The 20704-nt window shown below is 71.2% G+C and carries 20 protein-coding genes; 11 read left to right on the top strand and 9 right to left on the bottom strand.

The window, feature by feature from the left end; all coding sequences use genetic code 11:
• Positions 1-12: 12 nt before the first annotated feature.
• Complete coding sequence (locus IH26_RS0119945; RefSeq protein WP_030437729.1) at positions 13-300, top strand: hypothetical protein; 288 nt, start codon at positions 13-15, stop codon at positions 298-300.
• 10 nt (positions 301-310) lie between these two features.
• On the opposite strand, the gene IH26_RS0119940 is transcribed toward IH26_RS0119945, so the two are convergent.
• Positions 311-1087 (bottom strand): GNAT family N-acetyltransferase, encoded by a 777-nt coding sequence (locus IH26_RS0119940; RefSeq protein ID WP_030437728.1) that lies wholly within the window; start codon positions 1085-1087, stop codon positions 311-313.
• A gap of 781 nt (positions 1088-1868) precedes the next feature.
• Here IH26_RS0119940 and IH26_RS0119930 point away from each other — a divergent pair.
• The 4 genes from IH26_RS0119930 (at position 1869) to IH26_RS0119915 (ending at position 9215) form a co-directional block, all read left to right on the top strand.
• Complete coding sequence (locus IH26_RS0119930; RefSeq protein ID WP_030437727.1) at positions 1869-2225, top strand: YciI family protein; 357 nt, start codon at positions 1869-1871, stop codon at positions 2223-2225.
• Between the two features lie 62 nt (positions 2226-2287).
• Entirely contained in the window at positions 2288-3472 is a 1185-nt protein-coding gene (locus IH26_RS0119925) for an RNA polymerase sigma factor (RefSeq protein ID WP_211268708.1), read from the top strand.
• A 338-nt stretch (positions 3473-3810) separates the two neighbouring features.
• Entirely contained in the window at positions 3811-6516 is a 2706-nt protein-coding gene (locus IH26_RS0119920; protein WP_030437725.1) for a helix-turn-helix transcriptional regulator, read from the top strand.
• Between the two features lie 2 nt (positions 6517-6518).
• Positions 6519-9215 (top strand): ATP-binding protein, encoded by a 2697-nt coding sequence (locus tag IH26_RS0119915; RefSeq protein ID WP_245665322.1) that lies wholly within the window; start codon positions 6519-6521, stop codon positions 9213-9215.
• Here the strand turns inward: IH26_RS0119915 and IH26_RS0119910 are convergent.
• Genes IH26_RS0119910 through IH26_RS0119900 form a run of 3 tightly spaced genes read right to left on the bottom strand, consistent with a single transcriptional unit; the run spans position 9183 to position 9986 of the window.
• Positions 9183-9470 (bottom strand): aquaporin, encoded by a 288-nt coding sequence (locus IH26_RS0119910; protein WP_157437277.1) that lies wholly within the window; start codon positions 9468-9470, stop codon positions 9183-9185. The two genes, IH26_RS0119915 and IH26_RS0119910, sit on opposite strands and share 33 nt — an antisense overlap.
• The gene (locus IH26_RS59870) at positions 9467-9631 is read right to left on the bottom strand and encodes a hypothetical protein (RefSeq protein WP_157437276.1); all 165 of its coding nucleotides are present in this window, start codon (positions 9629-9631) and stop codon (positions 9467-9469) included. Before IH26_RS59870 ends, IH26_RS0119910 begins: the two co-directional genes overlap by 4 nt.
• Before the next feature lie 28 nt (positions 9632-9659).
• On the bottom strand, positions 9660-9986 hold the full coding sequence (locus IH26_RS0119900) for a hypothetical protein (protein WP_157437275.1): 327 nt from the start codon (positions 9984-9986) through the stop codon (positions 9660-9662).
• Positions 9987-10160: 174 nt separating this feature from the next.
• Between IH26_RS0119900 and IH26_RS0119895 the strand changes: the two genes are divergently transcribed.
• The 4 genes from IH26_RS0119895 to IH26_RS0119880 are packed head-to-tail and all read left to right on the top strand — an operon-like array spanning position 10161 to position 13782.
• Positions 10161-11594: an MFS transporter gene (locus IH26_RS0119895; protein ID WP_169789778.1), complete on the top strand. Its 1434-nt coding sequence runs from the start codon at positions 10161-10163 to the stop codon at positions 11592-11594.
• Positions 11591-12097: a hypothetical protein gene (locus IH26_RS0119890; RefSeq protein WP_030437720.1), complete on the top strand. Its 507-nt coding sequence runs from the start codon at positions 11591-11593 to the stop codon at positions 12095-12097. Before IH26_RS0119895 ends, IH26_RS0119890 begins: the two co-directional genes overlap by 4 nt.
• Positions 12084-13115 (top strand): SLAC1 family transporter, encoded by a 1032-nt coding sequence (locus IH26_RS0119885; RefSeq protein ID WP_030437719.1) that lies wholly within the window; start codon positions 12084-12086, stop codon positions 13113-13115. The genes IH26_RS0119890 and IH26_RS0119885 overlap by 14 nt, the downstream gene beginning before the upstream one ends.
• Entirely contained in the window at positions 13102-13782 is a 681-nt protein-coding gene (locus tag IH26_RS0119880) for a DUF998 domain-containing protein (RefSeq protein ID WP_084598933.1), read from the top strand. Before IH26_RS0119885 ends, IH26_RS0119880 begins: the two co-directional genes overlap by 14 nt.
• Positions 13783-13812: 30 nt before the next feature.
• Here IH26_RS0119880 and IH26_RS0119875 read toward each other — a convergent pair whose 3' ends face one another.
• The gene (locus tag IH26_RS0119875; RefSeq protein WP_030437717.1) at positions 13813-14814 is read right to left on the bottom strand and encodes a zinc-dependent alcohol dehydrogenase family protein; all 1002 of its coding nucleotides are present in this window, start codon (positions 14812-14814) and stop codon (positions 13813-13815) included.
• Between the two features lie 738 nt (positions 14815-15552).
• On the opposite strand from IH26_RS0119875, the gene IH26_RS0119870 reads away from it, so the two are divergent.
• A complete protein-coding gene (locus IH26_RS0119870; RefSeq protein WP_030437716.1) occupies positions 15553-15813 on the top strand; it encodes a hypothetical protein in 261 nt (86 codons plus the stop codon).
• Positions 15814-16023: 210 nt separating this feature from the next.
• Positions 16024-16314 carry a barstar family protein gene (locus IH26_RS0119865; protein ID WP_030437715.1) on the top strand — a complete coding sequence of 97 codons (291 nt, stop codon included), beginning with the start codon at positions 16024-16026 and terminating at the stop codon, positions 16312-16314.
• A 133-nt stretch (positions 16315-16447) separates the two neighbouring features.
• On the opposite strand, the gene IH26_RS0119860 is transcribed toward IH26_RS0119865, so the two are convergent.
• From IH26_RS0119860 to IH26_RS0119845, 4 genes are all read right to left on the bottom strand, one after another.
• A complete protein-coding gene (locus IH26_RS0119860; protein ID WP_030437714.1) occupies positions 16448-16933 on the bottom strand; it encodes a hypothetical protein in 486 nt (161 codons plus the stop codon).
• 70 nt (positions 16934-17003) lie between these two features.
• A complete protein-coding gene (locus IH26_RS0119855) occupies positions 17004-18725 on the bottom strand; it encodes a hypothetical protein (RefSeq protein WP_030437713.1) in 1722 nt (573 codons plus the stop codon).
• Between the two features lie 701 nt (positions 18726-19426).
• The gene (locus IH26_RS0119850) at positions 19427-19963 is read right to left on the bottom strand and encodes an alpha/beta fold hydrolase (protein WP_211268698.1); all 537 of its coding nucleotides are present in this window, start codon (positions 19961-19963) and stop codon (positions 19427-19429) included.
• Between the two features lie 278 nt (positions 19964-20241).
• A complete protein-coding gene (locus IH26_RS0119845; RefSeq protein WP_051808301.1) occupies positions 20242-20625 on the bottom strand; it encodes a nuclear transport factor 2 family protein in 384 nt (127 codons plus the stop codon).
• Between the last annotated feature and the right edge of the window lie 79 nt (positions 20626-20704).

Below are 20704 nucleotides of genomic sequence, written 5' to 3'. Positions count from 1 at the left end.
GCAACGGCTGGTATGGCTCGGTTGATCCTGGCCCGGACGCTCACGACGCGTATAGGCCAGACCTGGCACGACTGGCGGGCCGAGATGGCCGGCTGCGAACAACAACTCCGCGGACTGGCCGCCGTCCGGCTGCTCTCGCACCAGGACTTCGGGGCCACCGGCTGGAACGTGTTCGGCTACCGCGACGGCTTCTCTCAGCCGGTCGTCGAGGGCAGCGGCGCCGAACCGCTGCCCGGCGACGGCCGGCCGATCAAGGCCGGATCCTTCAAGCCAGAAAAGCACGCTCGGCCACTCCGATGAATGGGCGCGGTCAAACTTTCACGAGGTATGAGCGCTCCTGGCCGTAGACCTCGAATCCGAGACGTCGGAGAATGGGACCACTGGTTTCGATCCGGCCCTTGACGACGGCCACGGTCGCGCCGCGCTCCACCGCGTATTTGAGTCTGGCCGCCACCATTGCTCGGTACGCACCCCGGCCACGCGCTTCGGGAATCACCCCACCTCCCCAGAGCCTGGCCACGGTTCCCGCCATGGTCAGTCCGGCAGCGCCGATGGCTCGGTCACCGTCGTACACGAGAACGTGACCGCCTCGCCCGGCCCGGTAGTCCGCCTGCGCTTCGGTGCCGAGCCGGGTGAGCGTCGCGTCATCGGGGAGCGACCCTTCCGCGAAGGCCGCGATGCCGACCGCCTCGAAATCTCGGCTGGACTCGAGATCGTTCCGCCATCGGATCTCAAAGTCACCGAAGTCGACGGACAGCCGGCCCGCGCCGAGTTCGAGGGCAAAGATGTCGAGCGTCTCGTCGAGCACACCACGATGGCGCAGCAGGTCCTCGAAGCCATCGGGCGCGTCCAGCCTGACCCAGGAGACGAGGAATCGGAAACCCCAGGACCGGGCTGTCTCCGCAGCGGAGTTGAAGGCGGTTTCGATCTCCCCGGTCGGAGTGAACCGCATCAACGACGGATCCTTCTTGAAGTAGTCGGGCCAGTTGATGAGGAGTAGGTCGGCCGTATCGACAACTTGAGCGTCCGGCGGGAACCACAGCCACGCGTTGACCGCCGCGGTCACCTCGTCAGCGGAGAGTGTCACACAGGGCAGGCTACCGGCAGACAAAGCCGACCATCCGCATCTCGCCGCGCCGAGTGTGGTGAACCTGGCGTCGACGTTGACGGAGCGTAATGTCGTTCCCGGACAATCCGCGCCAGCAGCGGCGCCGCCGACGCGGCCGCCGGATACAGACACCCGGCGTGGTTGTCGCCGACGGCGAACAACCTTTCACCATGGGCCGCCGCCGCATCCGCCCAACTCGACACCGCCAACAGCGGCCCGGCACGCACGCACCAAATTGGACGCCTATGTCAACCAGCTCTACCGCTGCGTCAAGAGCCGTCGGGACGGGTTCGCCGACGCTGCGTTGCTCGACGAGGCGGAGAGCCTGCCCTGGCTGCTGGAGACCGTGTTCGCGATGTACGGGAGACTTCGTCCCTACAACAAATACCTGCGCTGGGAGCTGGAGAACTTCGCTTCCCGGCCGCTGGAACACAGAGCTCATGCCGGACCACGTCCACAACGCGTCGTTGCGCCTCTTTCCGGCGGTCGAAGAGTTGGCCCGGTGCACCGGTCACGGCGACGTATTGGAAGGCTGGGGAAGCGATATCGAGCTTATCTATACTTTCGCGGACGCCGACCGCTCCTGACTGCTAGTTTGGCCGGCGGAGGTGCACGGATCCGCCGCGGAGCGTGCGCGGTGGTCGGCGGAGCTCCGTTACGCGTTCCAATTGTCTTGCCCGGCTGTCGATCCGGGGCGTGCCTGACACGTCGTAGGGTAGAGGCCGCCATGGAGGGGGCCGGCACCCGAGGGGTTGGAGACATGGCCAAGTACATGATCCTCATCTACGGCGACGCCGAGCAGTGGGATGCGATGACCGATGAGCAGTGGCGGGCGCACGACGCCGGCCACGCGGCTTTCCACGCTGAGGCCGGCTCCCGGGTCCTCGACGGCCGGCAGCTCGAGTCCGCGCCCACTGCTACCTCGCTGCGGGCGGACGCGCTCGGTAAGATCCACATCACCGACGGCCCGTTCCTGGAGACCAAGGAGGGGCTCGGCGGCTACTACCTGCTCGAAGCGGCCGATCTGGATGAGGTCATGAGGCTGGCGAGGCTGCTGCCCGAGCTGAACTACATGCACAGCGGCCTGGAGATCCGTCCGGTGGTCGACCGCGGGTGAGCGATACGAGGGACGAGGTCGTCGCGGCGGTGACCGAGGCCCATCGCCGCGAATGGGCCAAGGTGCTCGGCGCCACCGCCCAGCTCACCCGGGATCTCGACCTGGCCGAGGAGTGCGCCCAGGATGCGTATGCGCAGGCCTTGGAGACCTGGGGGGAGAGCGGCGTCCCGGAGCGGCCGGGCGCGTGGCTCACCAGCATTGCCCGCAACCGGGCCCGCGACGTGCTGCGCCGCGAGTCGGTGTTCCGTCGGAAGATGCCCCTGCTGGTCGCGGACGAGACGGTGCAGGGACCCGAGGACGCCCTGAACGACGACCGGCTCCGGCTCATCTTCACCTGCACCCACCCCGCGCTGTCGATCGAAGCGCGGGTGGCGCTGACGCTTCGCCTGGTCTGCGGCCTGTCCACGCCTGAGGTGGCGCGGGCCTTCCTGGTACCGCCCGCCACCATGGCGGCCCGGATCACCCGGGCCAAGAAGAAGATCGCCGCGGCCCGCATCCCCTACCGGGTGCCCGGCCCGGATCAGCTCGAGGAGCGGGTCACGGCGGTCCTCGAGGTCGTCCATCTCATCTTCACCACCGGCCACACCGCGCCGCTCGGCACCGACCTGGTGCGCCGTGACCTGACCGACAGCGCGATCAGGCTCGCCCGAATGCTGCATCTGATCATGCCGACCAACGGGGAGACCAGTGCCCTGCTGGCTCTGCTGCTGCTCATAGCGTCACGTCAGGAGACCCGGATGACCGCGGACGGGCGTATGGCGCTGTTGTCCGAACAGGACCGCTCGCGGTGGGACCGGCAGCTCATCGCCGAGGGCCGGTCGTTGCTGACCGAGGCCCTGCTGCGGCGGCCACCGAGCCGGTATGCCCTTCAGGCCGCGATCGCTGCCCTGCACGCCGAGGCGCCGAGCTGGTCGGACACCGACTGGACCGAGATCGTCAGCATCTATGACGTCCTGCTCCGGCTGTGGCCCTCGCCCGTGGTCGAGCTCAATCGCGCCGTCGCGATCGGGATGCGTGACGGGCCCGGGGCCGGACTCGATGCGCTGAGTCCGTTGCTGGCCGATCCGGCCCTGGCCACCTACGGATATCTCAGCGCCGCTCGGGCCGACTTCCTGCGCCGGCTGGAGAACTGGCCACAGGCCATGGCGGCCTACGAGGAGGCGCTGACTCTCACCGACAACGAGATCGAGCGCGCTTTTCTCACCGAACGGTTGACCGAGGTAGCGCGCAACCTGCGACAGCCGTAACCGAAGACCATCGATCCGCAGGGTGCGCTCCGGCGCCGCGCGTTGAGAACGAGCGGCCAAACCTCACGTCGTCGACCCCCCCGCGTTGCGGCGATCACGTCACCGCCGCCCGGCCTCGCGACGCTGCTAGCTTGGGCGCCGGGAGTTGCGCCGACTTGGGGTCTCCCCACGCATGTCGATCGGTAGAGCGATTCCTGTGGCACATGGATCCGCACGGCCGATGCGGCTAGGAAAGCTCACGGCGGAGGAGATCACCGCCCGGCCGCCGGTCCCGGCGTTCTGTCCACGGGCGTAGCATCCCTGCTCAGGGGCGAAGGGGGACGGGCCGAGGTGGTGCGGTGGGTGGGCTTTTCGGGCGGGAGGTAGACCTTGCCGCGGTTGCCGCTTTCCGGGATGACGCGCTCCATGACGGCGGCGCTCTGCTGATCACCGGCGAGCCGGGCGTGGGTAAGACCGCCCTGCTCGACGAGGTGGTCCGCGGGACAGCAGCCGACCGGCCTGACGTGACAGTGATTCGCGGAGCCGGTAGCCAGTATCAGGCCGAAGTCAGCTTCGCCGATCTCCATCAGTTGCTGTTGCCGCTGGGCGGCCTGGTCGGCGAGTTGCCCGCCCCGGCCCGGGCCGGGCTGACCGCGCTGTTCGAGCCGACGGCGGATGTGGGCGTCGGTCGGCTGCTGGTCTCCACGGCCGTGCTGTCCCTGCTGCGGCGGGCCGCGCAGGACCGTCCGTTGCTGCTGGTCGTCGACGACCTGCCCTGGTTCGACCGGGCCAGCGGCATGGTGCTCGGCTTCGTCGCCCGGCGGCTGGCCGAGAGCCAGGTCGCGCTGTTGGCCACGGCGCGGACCGGCTCGTTCGAGGGGGCCGGGATCCCGAGCCGGGAGCTCCGGCCGCTGACCGACGCACCGGCGGTGGCGCTGTTGCGCACCGCCTACCCCGCTCTGGGAGCCGAGACTCGCCGGTGGGTGCTCGCGGCCGCCCGCGGCAACCCGCTGGCCCTGCACGAGCTGGCCGCCGACCGGTCGGCCGGGACGAGGGGAGCGACCCGGCTCGCCGACCTCTTCGCGGACCGGGTGCGCGATCTGCCCGACGAGACCCGGCGCCTGCTGCTGCTGGCGGCCCTGGACGGCACCGGCGACCTACGCCTGCTGCGAGCCGCGGCTGGGCCGCCCCGCCTCGACGTGCTCAGCGCGGCGGAGCAGGCCCGGCTGATCGAGGTGTCGGCCGGCAACGCCCGACTGCGGTTCCTGCATCCCCTGGGCCAGGCGGCGGTCGTGCGGATGTCGTCGGCCGACCAGCGGCGCCGGGCCCACCGTGACCTCGCCGCACACCTGACCGGCCAGCCCGAGCGGCGGGCGTGGCACCTGGCCGAGGCTGCCGCCGGCCCGGACGAACTGGCCGCCGTCCTGCTCGAGCAGGTCGCACACCAGGTCATGCGGCGCGGGGACGCCGCGGGCGCGGTGGCCGCCTTCGTGCGCGCCGCCGATCTCAGCCCCGACCCGGCCGGACGGGACCGGCGGATGATGCGCGCGGCCTACGTGAGCGCCGGGATCGCTGGTGGCGGCGATCCGGCGGTGTACCTGCGGGACCGGACGGCACCGGCGGATCCGTTGTCAAGCGCCGCCATGTGGGCCGCGGTCGCCTCGGCGTTCCTGGTGCTGACCGGCGACGGCACGGCGCAGATCGCGCATCGGGTGCTGGTCGGCCTGATCGAGTCGCGCGCCCGCGCCGGCCGCCCGGCCGACGACGCCCTGCAGCAGGCGCTCTCCGCGCTGCTGCTGGTCTGCTGGTTCGGCGGTCGAACGGAGATGTGGACGCCGTTCTACGCGGCGATCGAGCATTGGGCCGGCGAGGTCTCCGACGATTTGCTCCTGCTGGCTCGCACCTATGCCGACCCGGCCCGGGTGACCCCGGCCGTGCTGGCCGACCTGGACGCCGCGGTCGCCGGCCTGGGCGCCGAGACAGACCTGGTACGGGTGCTCACGATCGCCTCGGCCTGCATCTACACCGACCGGCTGGCGGGCTGCCGGGCCGCGCTGCGGCGGGTGCAGGCCGAGAGCCGCAGCGGCGGCGCGTTGACCCCGGCCGCGACCGCCCTTGCCCACCTGGCTCTCGATCACATCCTCGCCGGCCGGTGGGACGAGGCCGCCCGGCTCGCCGACGATGGCGCCGAGCTGTGCCGGGCCGGGGACGCCCCGCTGCAGGCCTGGGTGCTGCTGCACCGGCGGGCTCTGCTGGCCGCGCTGCGTGGCGAGGATGACACCGAGGAACTGGTCGGCGAGATCCTGGGGTGGGCCCGTCCCCGCGGGATGGATCAGGGCGAGATCGCCGCCCGGCACGTACGCACGGTGGCCGCGCTCGGCCGGTCCGACTTCGCCGAGGCCTACCGGCAGGCCGCGGCGATCAGCCCACCCGGCGAGCTGGCGTCGCACGTCGCCTACGCGCTGTGGGTGCCACTCGATCTGATCGAGGCCGCCGTGCGCACCGGACGGCGGGCCAAGGCAGTGGCCCATCTCGCCGCCCTCGACGCGGCGCGCGTCGACCGCATCTCGAACCGGCTGGCCCTGCTGTGCGCGGCCGGGCACGCCCTCGTCGCCCCGGACGACGACGCGGCGGCTGCGTTCGCCCGGGCGCTGAGCATTCCCGACGTCGACCGGTGGCCGTTCGACCTCGCCCGGGTCCGGCTGCTGGCCGGCGAACGGCTGCGCCAGCTGCGCGACACCGCGGGCGCCCGCCGCCACCTGGCCGCGGCCGCAGAGGCCTTCCGGCAGCTCGGTGCCGCGCCCTGGGCGACGCGTGCGACGGAAGCGTTGCGCGCCACCGGGCAGGCCACGGCCGGCGTCGAACGGCAGCCGCTCTCCGCGCAGGAGGAGCAGATCGCGGTCCTGGCCGCCGCAGGGCTCACCAACAAGCAGATCGGCCAGCGGCTGTTCTTGTCGCCGCGTACGGTCGGCTCGCACCTGTACCGCATCTTCCCGAAGCTCGGGGTGACCACCCGCGCGGCGCTGCGGGACGTCATCCCCCCGACGGACGGGCTCCCCGGTTGACCGTGCTGATCGGCCGGACCCGCGAGACCGCGGACCTCACCGGCTTTCTCGAGCGAGCCTTCGCCGGCGGCGGCGGCGCACTGCTGGTCACCGGCGATCCCGGAATCGGCAAGACCGCGCTGATCGAAGCGGTCGCCGCCGGCGTCGAGGCCACCGTGCTGCGGGCGAGCGGCGCGCAGTTCGAGGCCGAGATCAGCTTCGCCGCGCTCAACCAGCTGTTGCTACCCCTGCACAGCGCCCTGAGCAGCCAGACCGCAGCGGATCGGCTGGCGCTCGGCGTGGCACTCGGCCTGGAACAGGGACCGCAACCTGACCGGTTCGTCGTGTCCACCGCCGTGCTCAGCCTCCTACGGGACACCGCCCGCGAACGCCCCGTGCTGCTGCTGGTCGACGATCTGCCCTGGCTGGACCGGGCCAGCGCCGTGGTGCTCGGCTTCGTCGCCCGCCGGCTGACCGGGAGCCGGGTGGCGCTGCTCGCGGCCGCGCGTACCGACGAGGAGACGTTCTTCGAGCGTACCGGCATCCTCACCCGGCCGATCGAGCCGCTCGACGAGCCGGACGCCGCCCGGCTTCTCGCGCACGGCTACCCCGATCTGCCGGCCGAGACGCGGGGCCGGATCATCGCCGCGGCCCAGGGCAATCCGCTGGCGTTGCACGAACTCGCCGGGGCGCTGCCGGCCGAGCCGGCTGTGGACCGCCTCCCGTTGAACCGGCGCTTGCAGCAGCTTTTCGCCGCGCGGGTCGTCGACCTGCCCGCGCCGACCCGGCAGTTGCTGCTACTCGCCGCGCTGGACACCACGGGCCGGCTTGACGTGCTGCAGGCCGCGGCGCCCCGGCTGCGCGAGATCGAGGATCTCGGCCCGGCCGAGCGGGCCCGCCTGATCGAGATCGACGAAGAGACCGGCCGCCTCGCCTTCCGGCATCCGCTGACCCGGTCCGCGGTGGTCGAGATGTCCACCAGCGATGAACGTCGCGCGGCACATCGAGCGCTCGCCGGGCAGCTGACCGGCGAGCCGGTGCGGCGGGCCTGGCATCTGGCCGAGGCGGCGACCGAACCGGACGAACGGATCGCCGTGCTGCTCGAGGAGGCCGCGCGGGTGACGCTGCGCCGCGGCGACGGCGTAGGCGCAGTGGCCGCGCTGCTGCGCGCGGCGGATCTCAGGGAGGACGCGCCGGCCCGCAGCCGCCGGATGGCCGAGGCGGCGTTGGTCGGCGCCGACATCAACGGGGCCATCGATCAGGCGCCGCGGCTGCTCGCCGACGCCCACCGGGCCGACCCGGGCCGTGCCGGTTCCCTGCAGGCTGCGGTCGCGGCGGCGGTGATCCTGCTCAACGGCGACGGCGACATCGTGACCGCGCATCGGTTGCTCGCCGGCGGCCTCGAGGCGTACGACGGTCCGCTGCGCGCCGACGACCATATCGTCGTGGCGGCGCTGTGGCAGATGCTTCAGGTCTGCCAGTGGGCGATGCGCGAGGACCTGTGGGCGATCTATCTGACCGCGCTCGCCCGGCTCGAACCGCGCAAGCCGGCACCGTTGCTGCTGCAGACGCTCGCGGTCGGCGATCCGGTGCGTGCCGCGGGGCAGGTCCTGCCTGCGCTGGACGCCGAGATCCGGCGGCTGCCCCGGGAGACCGACCTGATCCGAGCCGACCAGATCATCCGCTCCGGGGTGTACCTCGATCGGATCGGAGCCTGCCGGGAACCGCTGCGGCGGATCACGACCGCCGCCCGGTCCGGCGGCGCCGTCGGCACCGGCGTCAACGCGCTGCTGTACGAGTCGGTGGACGACTACTTCGCCGGCCGGTGGGATGCAGCTGGCGCCTCCGCCGAGGAGGGCCTGCGGCTGTGCCAAGCCCACGGGTACGACTTGATGGCGTGGCCGCTGCGGCTCGTGCTGGGCTGGATCGCCGCCGCGCGCGGCGACACCGGCACGGCACACTCGTTGGCCGACGACATGACGCGCTGGGCGGCGCCGCGGCTGGTCCGCGGCGTGGAGGTCTTCGGCCGGCACGTGCGCGGGCTGGCCGCGCTGGCCGGCGGTGACTTCGACGAGGCGTACCGGCAGCTGGCCGCCATCAGCCCGGCCGGAATGTTCGCGCCGCACGTCGCGTACGCGTTGTGGACTCCCCTGGATCTGGTGGAGGCGGCCGTCCGCAGCGGGCGCGCGACCCAGGCGGCCGCGCATGTGGCCGCGATGCGGGAGGCGAAGATCGCGACGATCTCCCCGCGGTACGCGCTTTACGCCGCCGCCGGGTCCGCTGTGACCGCCGAGGAAGGGGCGGCCGGCGAGTTCGCGCGGGCGCTGGCGATCCCCGACGCCGATCGGTGGCCCTTCGACTATGCCCGGGTACGCCTCATGTACGGCGAACGGCTGCGCCGCGACCGGGCCACCACGGACGCCCGCGTCCACCTCACCGCTGCCCGCGAGGAGTTCGGTAGGCTCGGGGCCAGGCCGTGGGCCGCCCGGGCGGACAGCGAACTGCGGGTGGCCGGAGCGCACCGGCGCGACGACGCCCTCACCAATCAGGAGCGGCAGATCGCCACCCTCGCCGCGTCCGGCCTGTCCAACAAGCAGATCGCCGATCGGCTGCTGCTGTCGCAGCACACCGTCCGCGCTCACCTTTACCGGGCGTTCCCCAAGCTTGGTGTGACCAGCCGGGCCGCGCTACGGGACGCGCTGCGATCCGACCCCGGATAAGTCGTCCGCCATCGCTGACGAGTGCGGGAGCGGGCAGCGCATGTGGCACACGACGGCCGGGTCGTGGCACAGCTTGCCGGTCAGCGGCGAGCGCCCGGCCCATCGCACGGTCGCGGCGGCGACGGCGGCGCCGAGCAGCGGGCCGGCGAAGTAGATCCAGACGGCCGGATAGGTCGCGGCGACCACGTCGGGGGCGAGGCCACGGACCGGCCGTTCCCGCGACCTCGTCGGCAGCGGTCCCCCTCCCGAGGTCATACGCTGCGGCCGGGCAGTCCGATGATCGGTGCGGACGCCCGATCGACCCAGCTCGCTTCGCCGGGACGGTCGAGCGTCCAGCGGGCGATCTCCTCCTTGCGCGCCCGCCACACGTCGCCCCGGTCGCGTAGCCGCGTCAGCACCCGATCGAGGACGCGCACGCGGGACGGACGCCCTGGGCGAGCGCGGTCAGCATGGTGACCACGCCCCAGGAGACGATGATCCGGGAGACCCAGAGCCGCACACCCAGACGCTGTACGAGGTAGTTGCTGGGCACCTCGCCCGGGCGTACGTCCAGAAGAATGCGCCCGCGATCAGGCCGTACGTGGTCAGCGAGACGCCGAGCTGCTTGTCCATCGGCAGTGCCGCGACCGAGATGTTGAGCCGGTCGACGTAGAGCATGAACAGGCACATCGCGATGATCGGCAGGAAAGCCCGCCGGATCTTGCGCATCGCCCGCCGCTCGACGTCCACCATTTCGCGTTGACCGTCCAGGCGCGGCTCAGTGACCGTCATCGTGCTGCCCCCATCGACGTCCAGTGACCGGGCGTTCCGCCCGGTGGCAAGGGTGATCCTGTGCTCGGGGGCGCTTCCTGACATCAGACGATCGACGTAATACCTGGGCGTTCGGACCGCCGTTAAGTCATCTCACTGATGCTCAGCCCTCGGCGATGCGTCGAAGCTTCGCTCATGCCAAGGCACGCACTGACCCTCGCGGGGCTCATCTGCGCGGTGTCGATGACGACGATCGACCAGACGATCGTCGCGCTCACCGCGCCCACTATCCAACGGGATCTCGGTATCCCGCCGGACGCCGTCCAGTGGGCCGTCAACGCCTATCTGCTCGCCACCGCCGCGCTGCTGCCGCTCGGCGGCCGCCTGGCCGACGTCTACGGGCACCGCCGGGCGGTGCTGGCCGGCATCGCCGCGTTCGCCGCGACGTCGCTGCTCTGCGGCCTGGCGCCGGCCGGCGTCGAGGCGGCGCCGTGGCTGATCACGGCACGGGCGGCCCAGGGCGCCGCCGGGGCGCTGATGTTCCCGGCCGCCGTCGGCATCGTCGTCCAAGCGTTCCCGGCCGCCCACCGCGGCCGCGCGATGGCGTTGTTCTTCGGCATCACCGGTGCGATGACCGCGACCGGCCCGATCGCCGGCGGCTACCTGACCGAGTGGACCTGGCGAGCGATCTTCTGGGTCAACCTGCCGATCGCGCTGGCCGGTTTCGTCCTGGTCGCGATCGCCGCCCCGGCGTCGGCCCGGCGGCCGGCGCGGATCGACTGGCCGGGCGCGGCAATCGTCGGCGGCGGCCTGGCCGCGGGCGTGCTCGGCCTGCAGCAGTCGGCGGCGTGGGGCTGGGCGTCGACGCTGACCTGGGCGGTCCTCGGCCTCGGCGGCGGGCTGCTGGTCGTCTTCGTCACGCTCGAACGACGAGCACGGGATCCGCTGGTCCGGTTGTCGGCGTTCGGCGACCGCCGGCTGGGGATCGCGCTCGCGGCCACCTTGATCGCGTCGGCGCCGTTCGTCTCCACCTTCTTCTTCCTCAGCGTGTACGGGCAGTCATCGTTGCGGCTGTCGGCGATGGACACCGGGCTGCTGTTCCTGAAGTTCTTCCTCGGCTTCGTGATCGCCGCGCAGATCGGCTCGCGGCTGTTCGACCGGGCCGGCGGGCGGCCGGTGCTGCTGATCGGCGGCGTGCTGGGCGTCGCCGGTTTCGGCTGGCTCGCGGCCGCCGCGCCACACCCGGATTTCGATGCACACGCCTTCGTCAATCCGCAGGCGGCGCCGATCGCGCTTGCCGGGGCCGGGGTGGGCGTCATGTTCAGCGCGATGAGCACCGCCGCGGTCAACCGGGCGATCGGAGCCTCGTACGGTGAGGTGACCGCGCTCTCGCAGTCCGCCCGCAACCTCGGCGGCGCCCTCGGCCTGGCCGTCTTCACGTCGCTGGTCAGCCGGCGGCTCGGCACGGCAACCAGTTACGCGGACGCGGTGCCGGCCGCGTTCGTGGCGATGGCGGTGGCGATGGGTCTGATTGCGCTGCTGTCCGTCGGCTATCCATCGCGGTCGGCCGAAGCAGCGGCGGACCCGCCCGGACCGGACATCGCGCTCGTCCCCGGAGGTGTGGCATGACCACGCACAACGTCCTGATCGCCGCGCACGCGCTGGCCGCGGTGATCTGCTTCGTCGCCGGCTGCACCATGATCGTGCGGCTGCCCGCCGGCCCCCGCCCGGCCCGGTTCACGACCTTCGCCGTCGCGGCGGTCGCCGCCGTCGCCGCCCTGATCGCCGTCATCCTCACCGACTGGTCCGGGCTGCCCACCGCCAAGCGCCTGGCCTTCACCGGACTCGCGCTGCTCGCCTGCTATCTGCTGGTGCGGACGTACGGCGCGGCCCGCGCGCTCGGCACCCGGCCACCGGACTGGCCCGTCCGCTTCCTCGCCCACCTCGGGTTCGTGCTGATCTCGCTGTTCGACGGCTTCGCCATCGTGTCGGCGATCGACCTGCGCCTGCCGCCGGCGGTCGTCGCGCTCAGCGCGGTCCTCGGCGTGGTGGTGGGCGTGCTGGCGATCCGGGCCGCGACCCGCCGCGCGCAGCGGACGATCACGGCCGAGGCCGGTCATGACTGCGCCTGAGCCCGCCGCCCGCATCCCGCTGAACACGCTGGCCATCCCGTTCGGCCTGGCCGGCCTGGCCGAGGCCTGGGGCGCGGCCGGCAACGCCCTGCACTGGCCCCGGGCGGTCGCTCAGGTCTGGTGGGCGATCGCGGCCGTCGCCTGGCTCGGGCTGATCGTGGCGCACCTGCGCCGGGGCGCCCGCACCGGCCTGCCGCTGCGTCTGCAGTTGCGCCATCCCGCGCAGGGGCCGATCGCTGCTCTCGTGCCGGTCACCGCGATGCTGCTGGGCGCCGACCTGGCCGGGTACGCGTTGCCGGCCGCCCGGGTCGTGGTCGCCGCGGCGAACGTCGCCGCCGCGGTGTTCGGTGCCTGGCTGATCGCCACCTGGTTCGAGGGCGGACTCCGGCTGGAGGCCGTGCACGGCGGCTACCTGCTGCCGACGGTGGCGGCCGGGTTGGTCGGCGCGGACGCCGCTGCCCGGATCGGCTACTCCGGCCTGGCCTGGGCGTTGTTCGCGGTCGGCGGCTTCTTCTGGGCGATCATGATGACGCTGCTGGTGCTGCGGCTGACGATCCGGCCGGCGCTGCAGGCTCCGCTCGCCCCGACGATGGCGATCCTGGCCGCCCCGCCCGCGGTCGCCGGTCTCGCCTGGTTCGAGCTGCAGGGCGTACGACCGGATCCGGTCGCCGCCGGTCTGGCCGGTCTGGCCGTCATGCTGACCCTGGTTCAGTTCGCTCTACTGCCGCGGTACCGGGCGCTGCCGTTCTCGCTCGGTTTCTGGTCGTTCACCTTCCCGGCCGCCGCCGTCGTGGCCGACGCGCTGATGTGGGTCCGCGCCGTCGACCCACCCGGCAGGTCCGTACTGGTGGTGGCCCTGCTCGCGCTGATCACCGCGCTCGTCGGCAGCATCGCGGTGCGGTCGCTGGCGTTGCTGATCGGTCCCGCCATCGAGCGGGCGGAGAACACCCTCACCCAGGCCGACGACGCCGACGCCGTCCGCCCTCGACCGGAAAGGCACAGCCATGCGGACACGTGAGCGCTGGGGGGCTTTGCTCCTCCTGGCCGACACCGTGCAGTTCTTCCTCGTCCAGATCGTGGTCGCCGCGGCCTGGACAACCCCGTACAGCTGGTCGCGAAACTGGATCAGCGACCTCGGCAACACCGGCTGCGGGCAGTTCGCGATCTCGCAGTCGGCGCCCGAGTACGTCTGCTCGCCGCGGCACGACCTCATGAACGTCTCGTTCGTCCTCAACGGTGTGTTGTTCCTGATCGGCGGCCTGGCCCTGATGGGGCTGTTCCCGGCGGGCCGGCTGCGGACCTGGGGCCGGTGGCTGCTGGCCGTCTCCGGGGTCCTGAAGATCCTGGTCGGGCTGGCGCCCGAGAACGTGAACGCCGGCCTGCACTTGCTCGGCGCGGCCAACGTGCCGGTCGGGGCGGTGGCGATTCTGCTGCTGAGCCTGGCGCTGCGGGACCGGCCGCCGGTGCGAGGGCTCGGGGTGGTGGTCGCGGTGATCTCGCTGGGGGCGGCGTTCCTGTCGACGGCGGCGCAGGCGAGCGGGAACTTGGCGTTGACCCTCGGGCTGGGCAACGGCGGTCTGGAACGGGTGGCCGACTATCCGGCTTTCGCCTGGATGATCGCGGTCGCGCTGCTGGCGCTGACCGCCGGCCGGGTCCCCGCCCGGCGGCCGGCGCCGGTCGCCTGACGGCGGCCGGTGCGGGGGCGGCCGCCCTTCTCAGTGGACGTCGACGACGACCTTGCCGCGGCCGCCGCCGGTTTCGACCAGGTCGTGGGCGCCATCCAGGGTGGCGAGGGTGAACGTCCGCTCGTCCAGCACCGGGGTGAGCCGCCCCTCGTCGGCCAAGGCCGCGATCGCCCGCAGGACCTCGCCGTGGTGATCGCGGCCCTCGCCGGTGAGCAGCGGCAGCAGCGTGAAGACGCCCGAGTAGGACGCGCCACGGAAGGACAGCGGCGCGAGGCTGTGCGTGCCCCAGCCGAGGATGCTGACGACCCGGCCGGTGTAGCGGCGGACCACGGTGAAGCTGGCGTCCAGGACGCTGCCGCCGATCGTGTCGAGGACGACGTCGAAGCCCTCGCCGCCGGTATGGTCGCGGAGGTAATGCTCGGGCGGCTCGGCGCGGTAGTCGATGAAAGTCGCGCCGAGCGAGGCGATCAGCTCCCGGTCGGTGACCGAGCCGGTCGCGAAGACCCGGGCGCCGCGGGCCGCCGCGATCTGCACCGCGATGTGGCCGACGCCGCCCGCCCCACCCTGGACCAGCACCAGGTCGCCGTCGCCTACAGCGGCCCGGTCGACCAGCCCCTCCCAGGCGGTGATCGCGGCGAGCGGGACGGCGGCCGCCTGCCGGGGCGACCAGGCCGCGGGCGCGACGGCGAGCAGGCGGGCGTCAACCGCCGCGTACTCGGCGAGGGAGCCCGGCACATCACCGACGCCGCCGGTCATCCCGAACACAGACGCACCGACAGCGAAGCTCCGTACGCCGTCACCGACGGCGGCGACCGTGCCGCTCAGGTCGATACCCAGGATCGCCGGCACCTGGACACCGGCATGCCCGGCCGCCCCCGCCCGGATCTTGGCGTCCAGCGGGTTGACGCCGCTGGCCGCCACCCGTACCAGGACCTCGCCCGGCCCGGCGACCGGCCGGGCCACTCGCGTCACCTGCGGACGGTCGCCGAATTTGTGCAGGACGGCCGCCTGCATCGAGCTCTCCTCGGACATCTCGTGCTCCTTCGGTGTCAGGGCTTCTGCGTCAACCAACCTCGCGCACCGTCCGCGCCGAACTCAACTGTCAAATGACTTCATTGCCTCGCATTCCGTGGACCCGTCGCCGGCCTGTGGCGGGAGAAGCGTCATCGCGTTTCGCCCGAGCCAACGCAGGCGCAGAAAATGGCCCGGCTCTGCGGTGGACGGCGACTCATTGGTCCAGAGCCGGCCGGTGTGCGCTATCCACTCTCCACGGCGTGGGATGCGCCGGGATACACCGGAACATGCGCTCCGCATCCTCATCTGCCGCGACTGGAGCGCGGCTGCGGACGCCGGTGGTAACCGACAGTGAGTCGACGTGCTGGGCCCTCCGTTGATCCGCCGCTTTTCGAGCGGCGTCCACCCGGAGACGTCACGGACCAGGCAAACTGTTCGGCCGGCACGACGCCATGTGTCGGCGTGATGGTCGCTCGCGAACGGAGTGAGATCCTCAACCACCGAGCTGACCTCTTGACCAGCGATGATTCGTTCGAAGGCGGCGTCGAACGTGTGGCGGCGGGCTGGGCCCCAGGCTGCCGTCAGCGCCTGGACGACCTCTTGGCGTCGTGACTCGAGCCAGGCCTCGGCCTCCGTCCAGCTCTCGGCCGGCGCGTCCTCCAGAACCTCACCTGCAGCAACCGGTGCGAAGTGGCGGTACACGATCACACGCTCGTCGCGGTGGGCCACAGTGTCGGGGGTCGATACGAGGTCCGGGTGTCGCGCCGGTCCGCCGGTATCGACGAGTGGGTCTGGGACGTGGTGGTGGAACGCTGGTCCGGGCTACGGTTCAAGCCCGTGTACGCCGGCTGTCTCTACTCGCGGCAGGCCATCTTCCGCGCCGTCCCGCCGATCGGAGCAGGCCACGTCACGGTGGCCACGGACCACGGGCCCATCGACGTCCGCTTCGACCCGCCGACCATGCGGCTCACCACCCGGATCCCCGCCGGGCTGTGCGGCGACTACGACTGGGGCTGACATGGTTACCAACCGGCCGGTCCAGCCGCCCCCGCCACACTGAACAACCAAGGGGAGCGGACGCCAATGGCAGCGCGCCACCGAACCGGCCTCTCAGACAAACCTAGGCAATCTCCACGCCATCCGCGCATCCGCAGCGGCGCTCGGATTTGCCGCCGATAGCGCGCACGCTCAGGGGGCATTTCGCGGTGTGGCCGGTAGCATGGCCGGGTGCACGTAGTCCTCGATGGCAACCGGGTGAAGTCCGAGGTCGACCTGCACCGAGAGTTGGCGAGGCTGCTCGACTTCGGGCCCTATTACGGGGCGAACCTGGACGCGTTGTGGGACCGGCTGAGTACCGACGTCGAACGGTCTGTCCACCTTCATTGGGCGGCCTCCGAGGCCAGTCGGGCGGCGATGGGCTCGCCGTCGTTCAACCGGATAGAACGGGTCCTCCAGAAGGCCAGCGAGCAGGATGTTGCCTTCGGCCGGGCCGATCGCTTCACGTACGAACTCGGATAGCGGGTTCGCCGACGACAACGCCCGCTATGCCGCTGACCGGGTGTGGCTCTTCGCGCATTAGTCACGCTCCGTGCGCCAGCACGTCGCAGATTTGCCTGCGGGCGGCCCGCGAACGTGCGATCGGTCGATGGCCTCACCAAGGGCCGGCGAGGAAGGTGACCCGATCTGCTGCCGCGTCATAGGTCATCATCGGCGGGTAGGTGTTGTCGCCTTCGCAGTGCACGAAGACGTCCTTCCGCAGCGCATCACCCACCGTCCGCAATAGCCGGCAGAACGGGTCGAGTCGTTCCTGGCACTGGATCTGGTGGAGGTTCACGTCGCTGAGGATCTCCTCTACTGCCCACGACCGGATTATCCATTCCAGGTCAGCATCGGGCCATACCGTCAGCGGCGTCATCTGTTCACGGTTGTCGGCCGAAAAGAGATCCGCCGCGAATTCCGGAACAGCGGTTTCCCGGTCACCACGCTCGTACTGGCACAACCATCCGCTCGACCGGATCAGGTCAAGGAGGAGATGCCAATGAACCAACGTCGTGTCCGCCACGATCACGTCCGGAGCATTACCGTTCTCAACCGGGTCGAACCATTGCTTCACGTCGTCCCACAACAGGCCACTCACCAGACGATGGTCCCCGGAACGCTCCGCCACCGGCATCCAGCCGGCCCGCCACGGGCCGGCTGGCCGACGATCAGCCGATGAGCGTCACCACCTCGGGCGCCAGACCGGCCGCGCCGGTGATCTGACGGTGGAACAGCACGCAGCCGGCCACGTCCGGATCGTTGCGGCCGGCGCAGTTGGGGGCTCCGGTGTCGAGACCGACCACCTCGACCGTGTGGTCCGGTGGCGGCGTGTAGGTGATGGCAGCGGAGGATGTGGCGGTACACCCGGGCAGGCCCGAGCGGGACGCTGCCAAGCCGTGATTTTCCCAGTCGGGATAGCTGCCGTCGGAGGGGAACTCGCGCGTCCACACGGCCATGAAAGCGCGGTCGGGCAGGCAGTTCACCAACGTCAGCGAGCTGGTGGGGTTGACCCAGTGCTTGCTGGTGAAGACCGGGCCGGGGCCGTCCACCACCCGGAGCGTGACGTAAACGCTGAACACGGCGCCTGTGTCGTCGTACAGCAGGAGGGTGGCCACGAAGACCCCGGTCACCGTCGGGCGACCGGAGAGCATCAGTTCGCCCTGCGAGGTGGTCCCGGCGGTGATGCCGGGTGGCAGGCTCCCGGTCTCGACCAGGACGCGGAGCCGTCCGCTCCAGTCCACCGCGTGCGTATCGGTGTACTGGTAGATGCCGCCGGTTTCCGCGTCGGGCGGGAAGACGGGGTCGGGCGGGTAGACGGGTGCGGGGGAGAAGGCGGACGCCACCTGGATCGTTGGCCAGTTCAGCTCGGTGAGGGTGCCGTCCGCGCGCACTGCCGCCGCCACCGTGCCGTCGTCCGTGCCGTAGTCCGCCGGGAAATGCGGGGACAGCGCTACCACCGGGCCGGCCGCCAGGTGCGCCCACCCAGCGATGGACACACTCCCCCAGTGGACGTAACGAATCGCGAAGATGTCGCCCGTGCTGGTCAGGTAGTACGTCTTGTTGTCGGCGGCGATCGCGCGACCGCCCGGTGCGTACGGCAGCACCGCGGCGGCCGGTCTCGGTAGCATCCCCCAGCTGCCGGGCCTGTCGTTGTAGAGCTGCGCCTTGCCCGCCGCGTCGGTCGCGATCAGGTTGATCTCGTCGGCGGAGATGAACGAGAAAGAGCTGCCGATCGTGAGCCAGGTCGTGCCGGTCCCGCTCCACTGCCGGACCGCGCCGCCGGTCGTGTGCTCGAACAGTGTGGTCGGGGTGGTGTAACCGTAACCGCGCTCCACCAGCGCATCCACGTCCGAGTCCATGCCGATCAGCTCCCAGCCGCCGCCGCGTTGCGGGTCGCCGCGCAGCCGCCACACCCCTCCGGCGGCGGCGACCACGTACAGGTCGGGGATGAACCGCGGTGGCTGATTGTCCTCGATGACGGATGCCCCCGCCCGGCTCGCCATCAGGTCGATCATCCCCACGGCAAGGGTCTCCCACCGCCCGGCGGCCCGGTTGAAGTGGGTCACCGAACCGTCCCGGGCGAGGGCATACACCTGATCCTCGGTGAGCGCCAGCTTGCCTACCGGCGCGCCCGGCGGCCGTCCCAGATCCTCGACGATCGAACGCCCTATGGCGATCCGGACCTTGCCGTCGCTTGCGCCGAGCACGGCCACCCTCTTGTCGTTGATGTTGTATCCGGGTGTCACTCCAGGCGACACGTCGGCGCTCACCAAAGCCCACCGGGCTGGCTCGGCCGCCGCCGAACCGGCCGGGAACAGCGCGGCCAGCAGGCCGAGTGCCCCGGCGGCGATCCCGGCGCGCCGCTGCCCGCTCCATCTCAGGTGCCTCATGCGGCCATCGTGACCAGCACTCTTTGACTGGGCTGAAACAGCTAGTCGACTAGGCGGCATCGCCCTGGTCGGAGCGCTGCAGACCGCAGGCACCGCACTAGCCGTCATCGACGCGTTCGTCGCGCTGAGCGTCACGAACGTGACCCTCCGCCGCACCCGCACCCCGGCATAGTCGCCGCAGCGGACCCTGGCACGGCGACGCCGGGCAACGGCGCCCCTGTTCAGCCGATACTCGGCCATCGGTACACGCTCCGCCCAATGACAGTGCGGCCCCGGCACAGTCAGTCGCTTGGACCCACAGCGCCGGAACGGCGGAGGCTTACGAAGTACACCGCGACCCATCAACGTCAATACGCCCGCGGGAGTCGTCGCGAACATCCGTCGACTACGCCAAGTCACGCGCGCGGAGACGGCAGTGCCCGGATTTGCCGATGACGGTGCGTATCCCCGAAGTCGGATAGGCGACGTCTGTCTATTGCGATCATGCCGATTATTCACACTGGCTCCATAGCCGGATGGATCAGTAGCGCGATCGCGGTGACGGGGACACTTTTAGGCGCTGTTCTCGCCTATATGTTCCAACGTGCGAACGCTGCACGCTCTGAAGAGTTTGCACGAAAGGAGCGCCTTCGACAGGCGCGCATAGCGGCTTACAGCGTTTCGCAGGCGCCATGGCAAACCTGCGGCAGGGTGTTGTCAGTTCATGGCTTGTGAAGCAGCGCCTTAAGTTGGGACCCGAGGTTCGTGCCGCCCATGCCGAGGCCGACAAATCGGGCGCCTTGGCAAATCACCCGCGTCTTAGGGTCCGGGTCGCCCGCCTTGACGGCCCGGCCGTCGGGGGAGTGGGTCCAGTCCGGTGGGAATCCGCCGCCCATCCAGTCGAGCATCGACGTGCCGGACGGCAGCACGAACGCGGCGAGGTGGACGAGCTCGGCGACGGCGGGCTCCTCGGCGGCCCAGGTGGCCGGCACCCCGCCGTAGGAGTGCGCGGCCAGGACGACGGGGCCGCCGACGGAAGTGATGGCGGCTCGGACCACGGCGACGTCGTCGATCAGCCCGCGAGCGGCGGCACTGTCCGGGTTGCTGCTGGGAAGCTGAACGGCACGCGCGACGATGTCGCGGGCCGCCAGCCGCTCGATCGGCGGCTCGAAGATCCATGGGGTGTGCATGGCGCCATGCATCAGGACGACGGTGGGGTTCTGCGCGGACAAATGATCCTCCAGACGATGACGAGCCACGGCGCCGCCCCTCGCAGCGGGAGCTCGGGCCCGAATCCGAGCCGCTGCCGTTCGGCGACGCACGTCGTCGGGATGAGGTGGCCGGGGTAAGGACATGCCGGTCCCGGTGACCAGGTGAACAGACAGGGTGGGGCCTTCGGCCGGCCTTCTGGCCGGTCGCCTTCGTTCGCACCGTAGGCCCTTCCCCTGCCACGCCGCCACACCGGACCAGCGGCGGGTCGATCACGGTATCTCGCGGCGTCGGCCGCACGCGGCCGACGCCGTCTGGATCGCGGGGGTCAGGTGAGCGGCGTCCCGAGCGGGTCCTGCGGGAAGTCGAACTGTCCGTTGGTGTTCTTCGCCTGCGCCGCCGGGGTCAGCGGCTCGAGCACGTCCCAGTGTTCGGTGATCTTTCCCTTGGCGACGCGGAACATGTCGTAGAACGAGAGCGGTGTGCCGCCGAAGCTGCCCGTGCCGATGACCAGGACGAAGTTGCCTTCGCCGAGAACCTTCTCAATCTTGGTGTAGACGAGGGTGCCGGACTCGACGAACTGCTGCAGGACGGCCTTGGTGGCGGCCGCGCCGTCGGTGGTGGTGCCCTCGCTGTGCTGGATGTAGCCGGCGTCGTTGTAGAGCGGCTCGCCCAGCAGCGAGAAGTCGCCGTCGCGCAGGATCGACACCATGGCCTTCCAGGCCAGCTGCTTGTTGTGCTGGGTGGCCTGACGGTCGGTGACGGCGGTCGGGCCGTCGAGTTCGGTGTGG

The organism is Actinoplanes subtropicus (assembly GCF_000721705.1).
GTDB lineage: Bacteria > Actinomycetota > Actinomycetes > Mycobacteriales > Micromonosporaceae > Actinoplanes > Actinoplanes subtropicus.
This window is presented reverse-complemented; position numbering and strand designations above follow the sequence as displayed.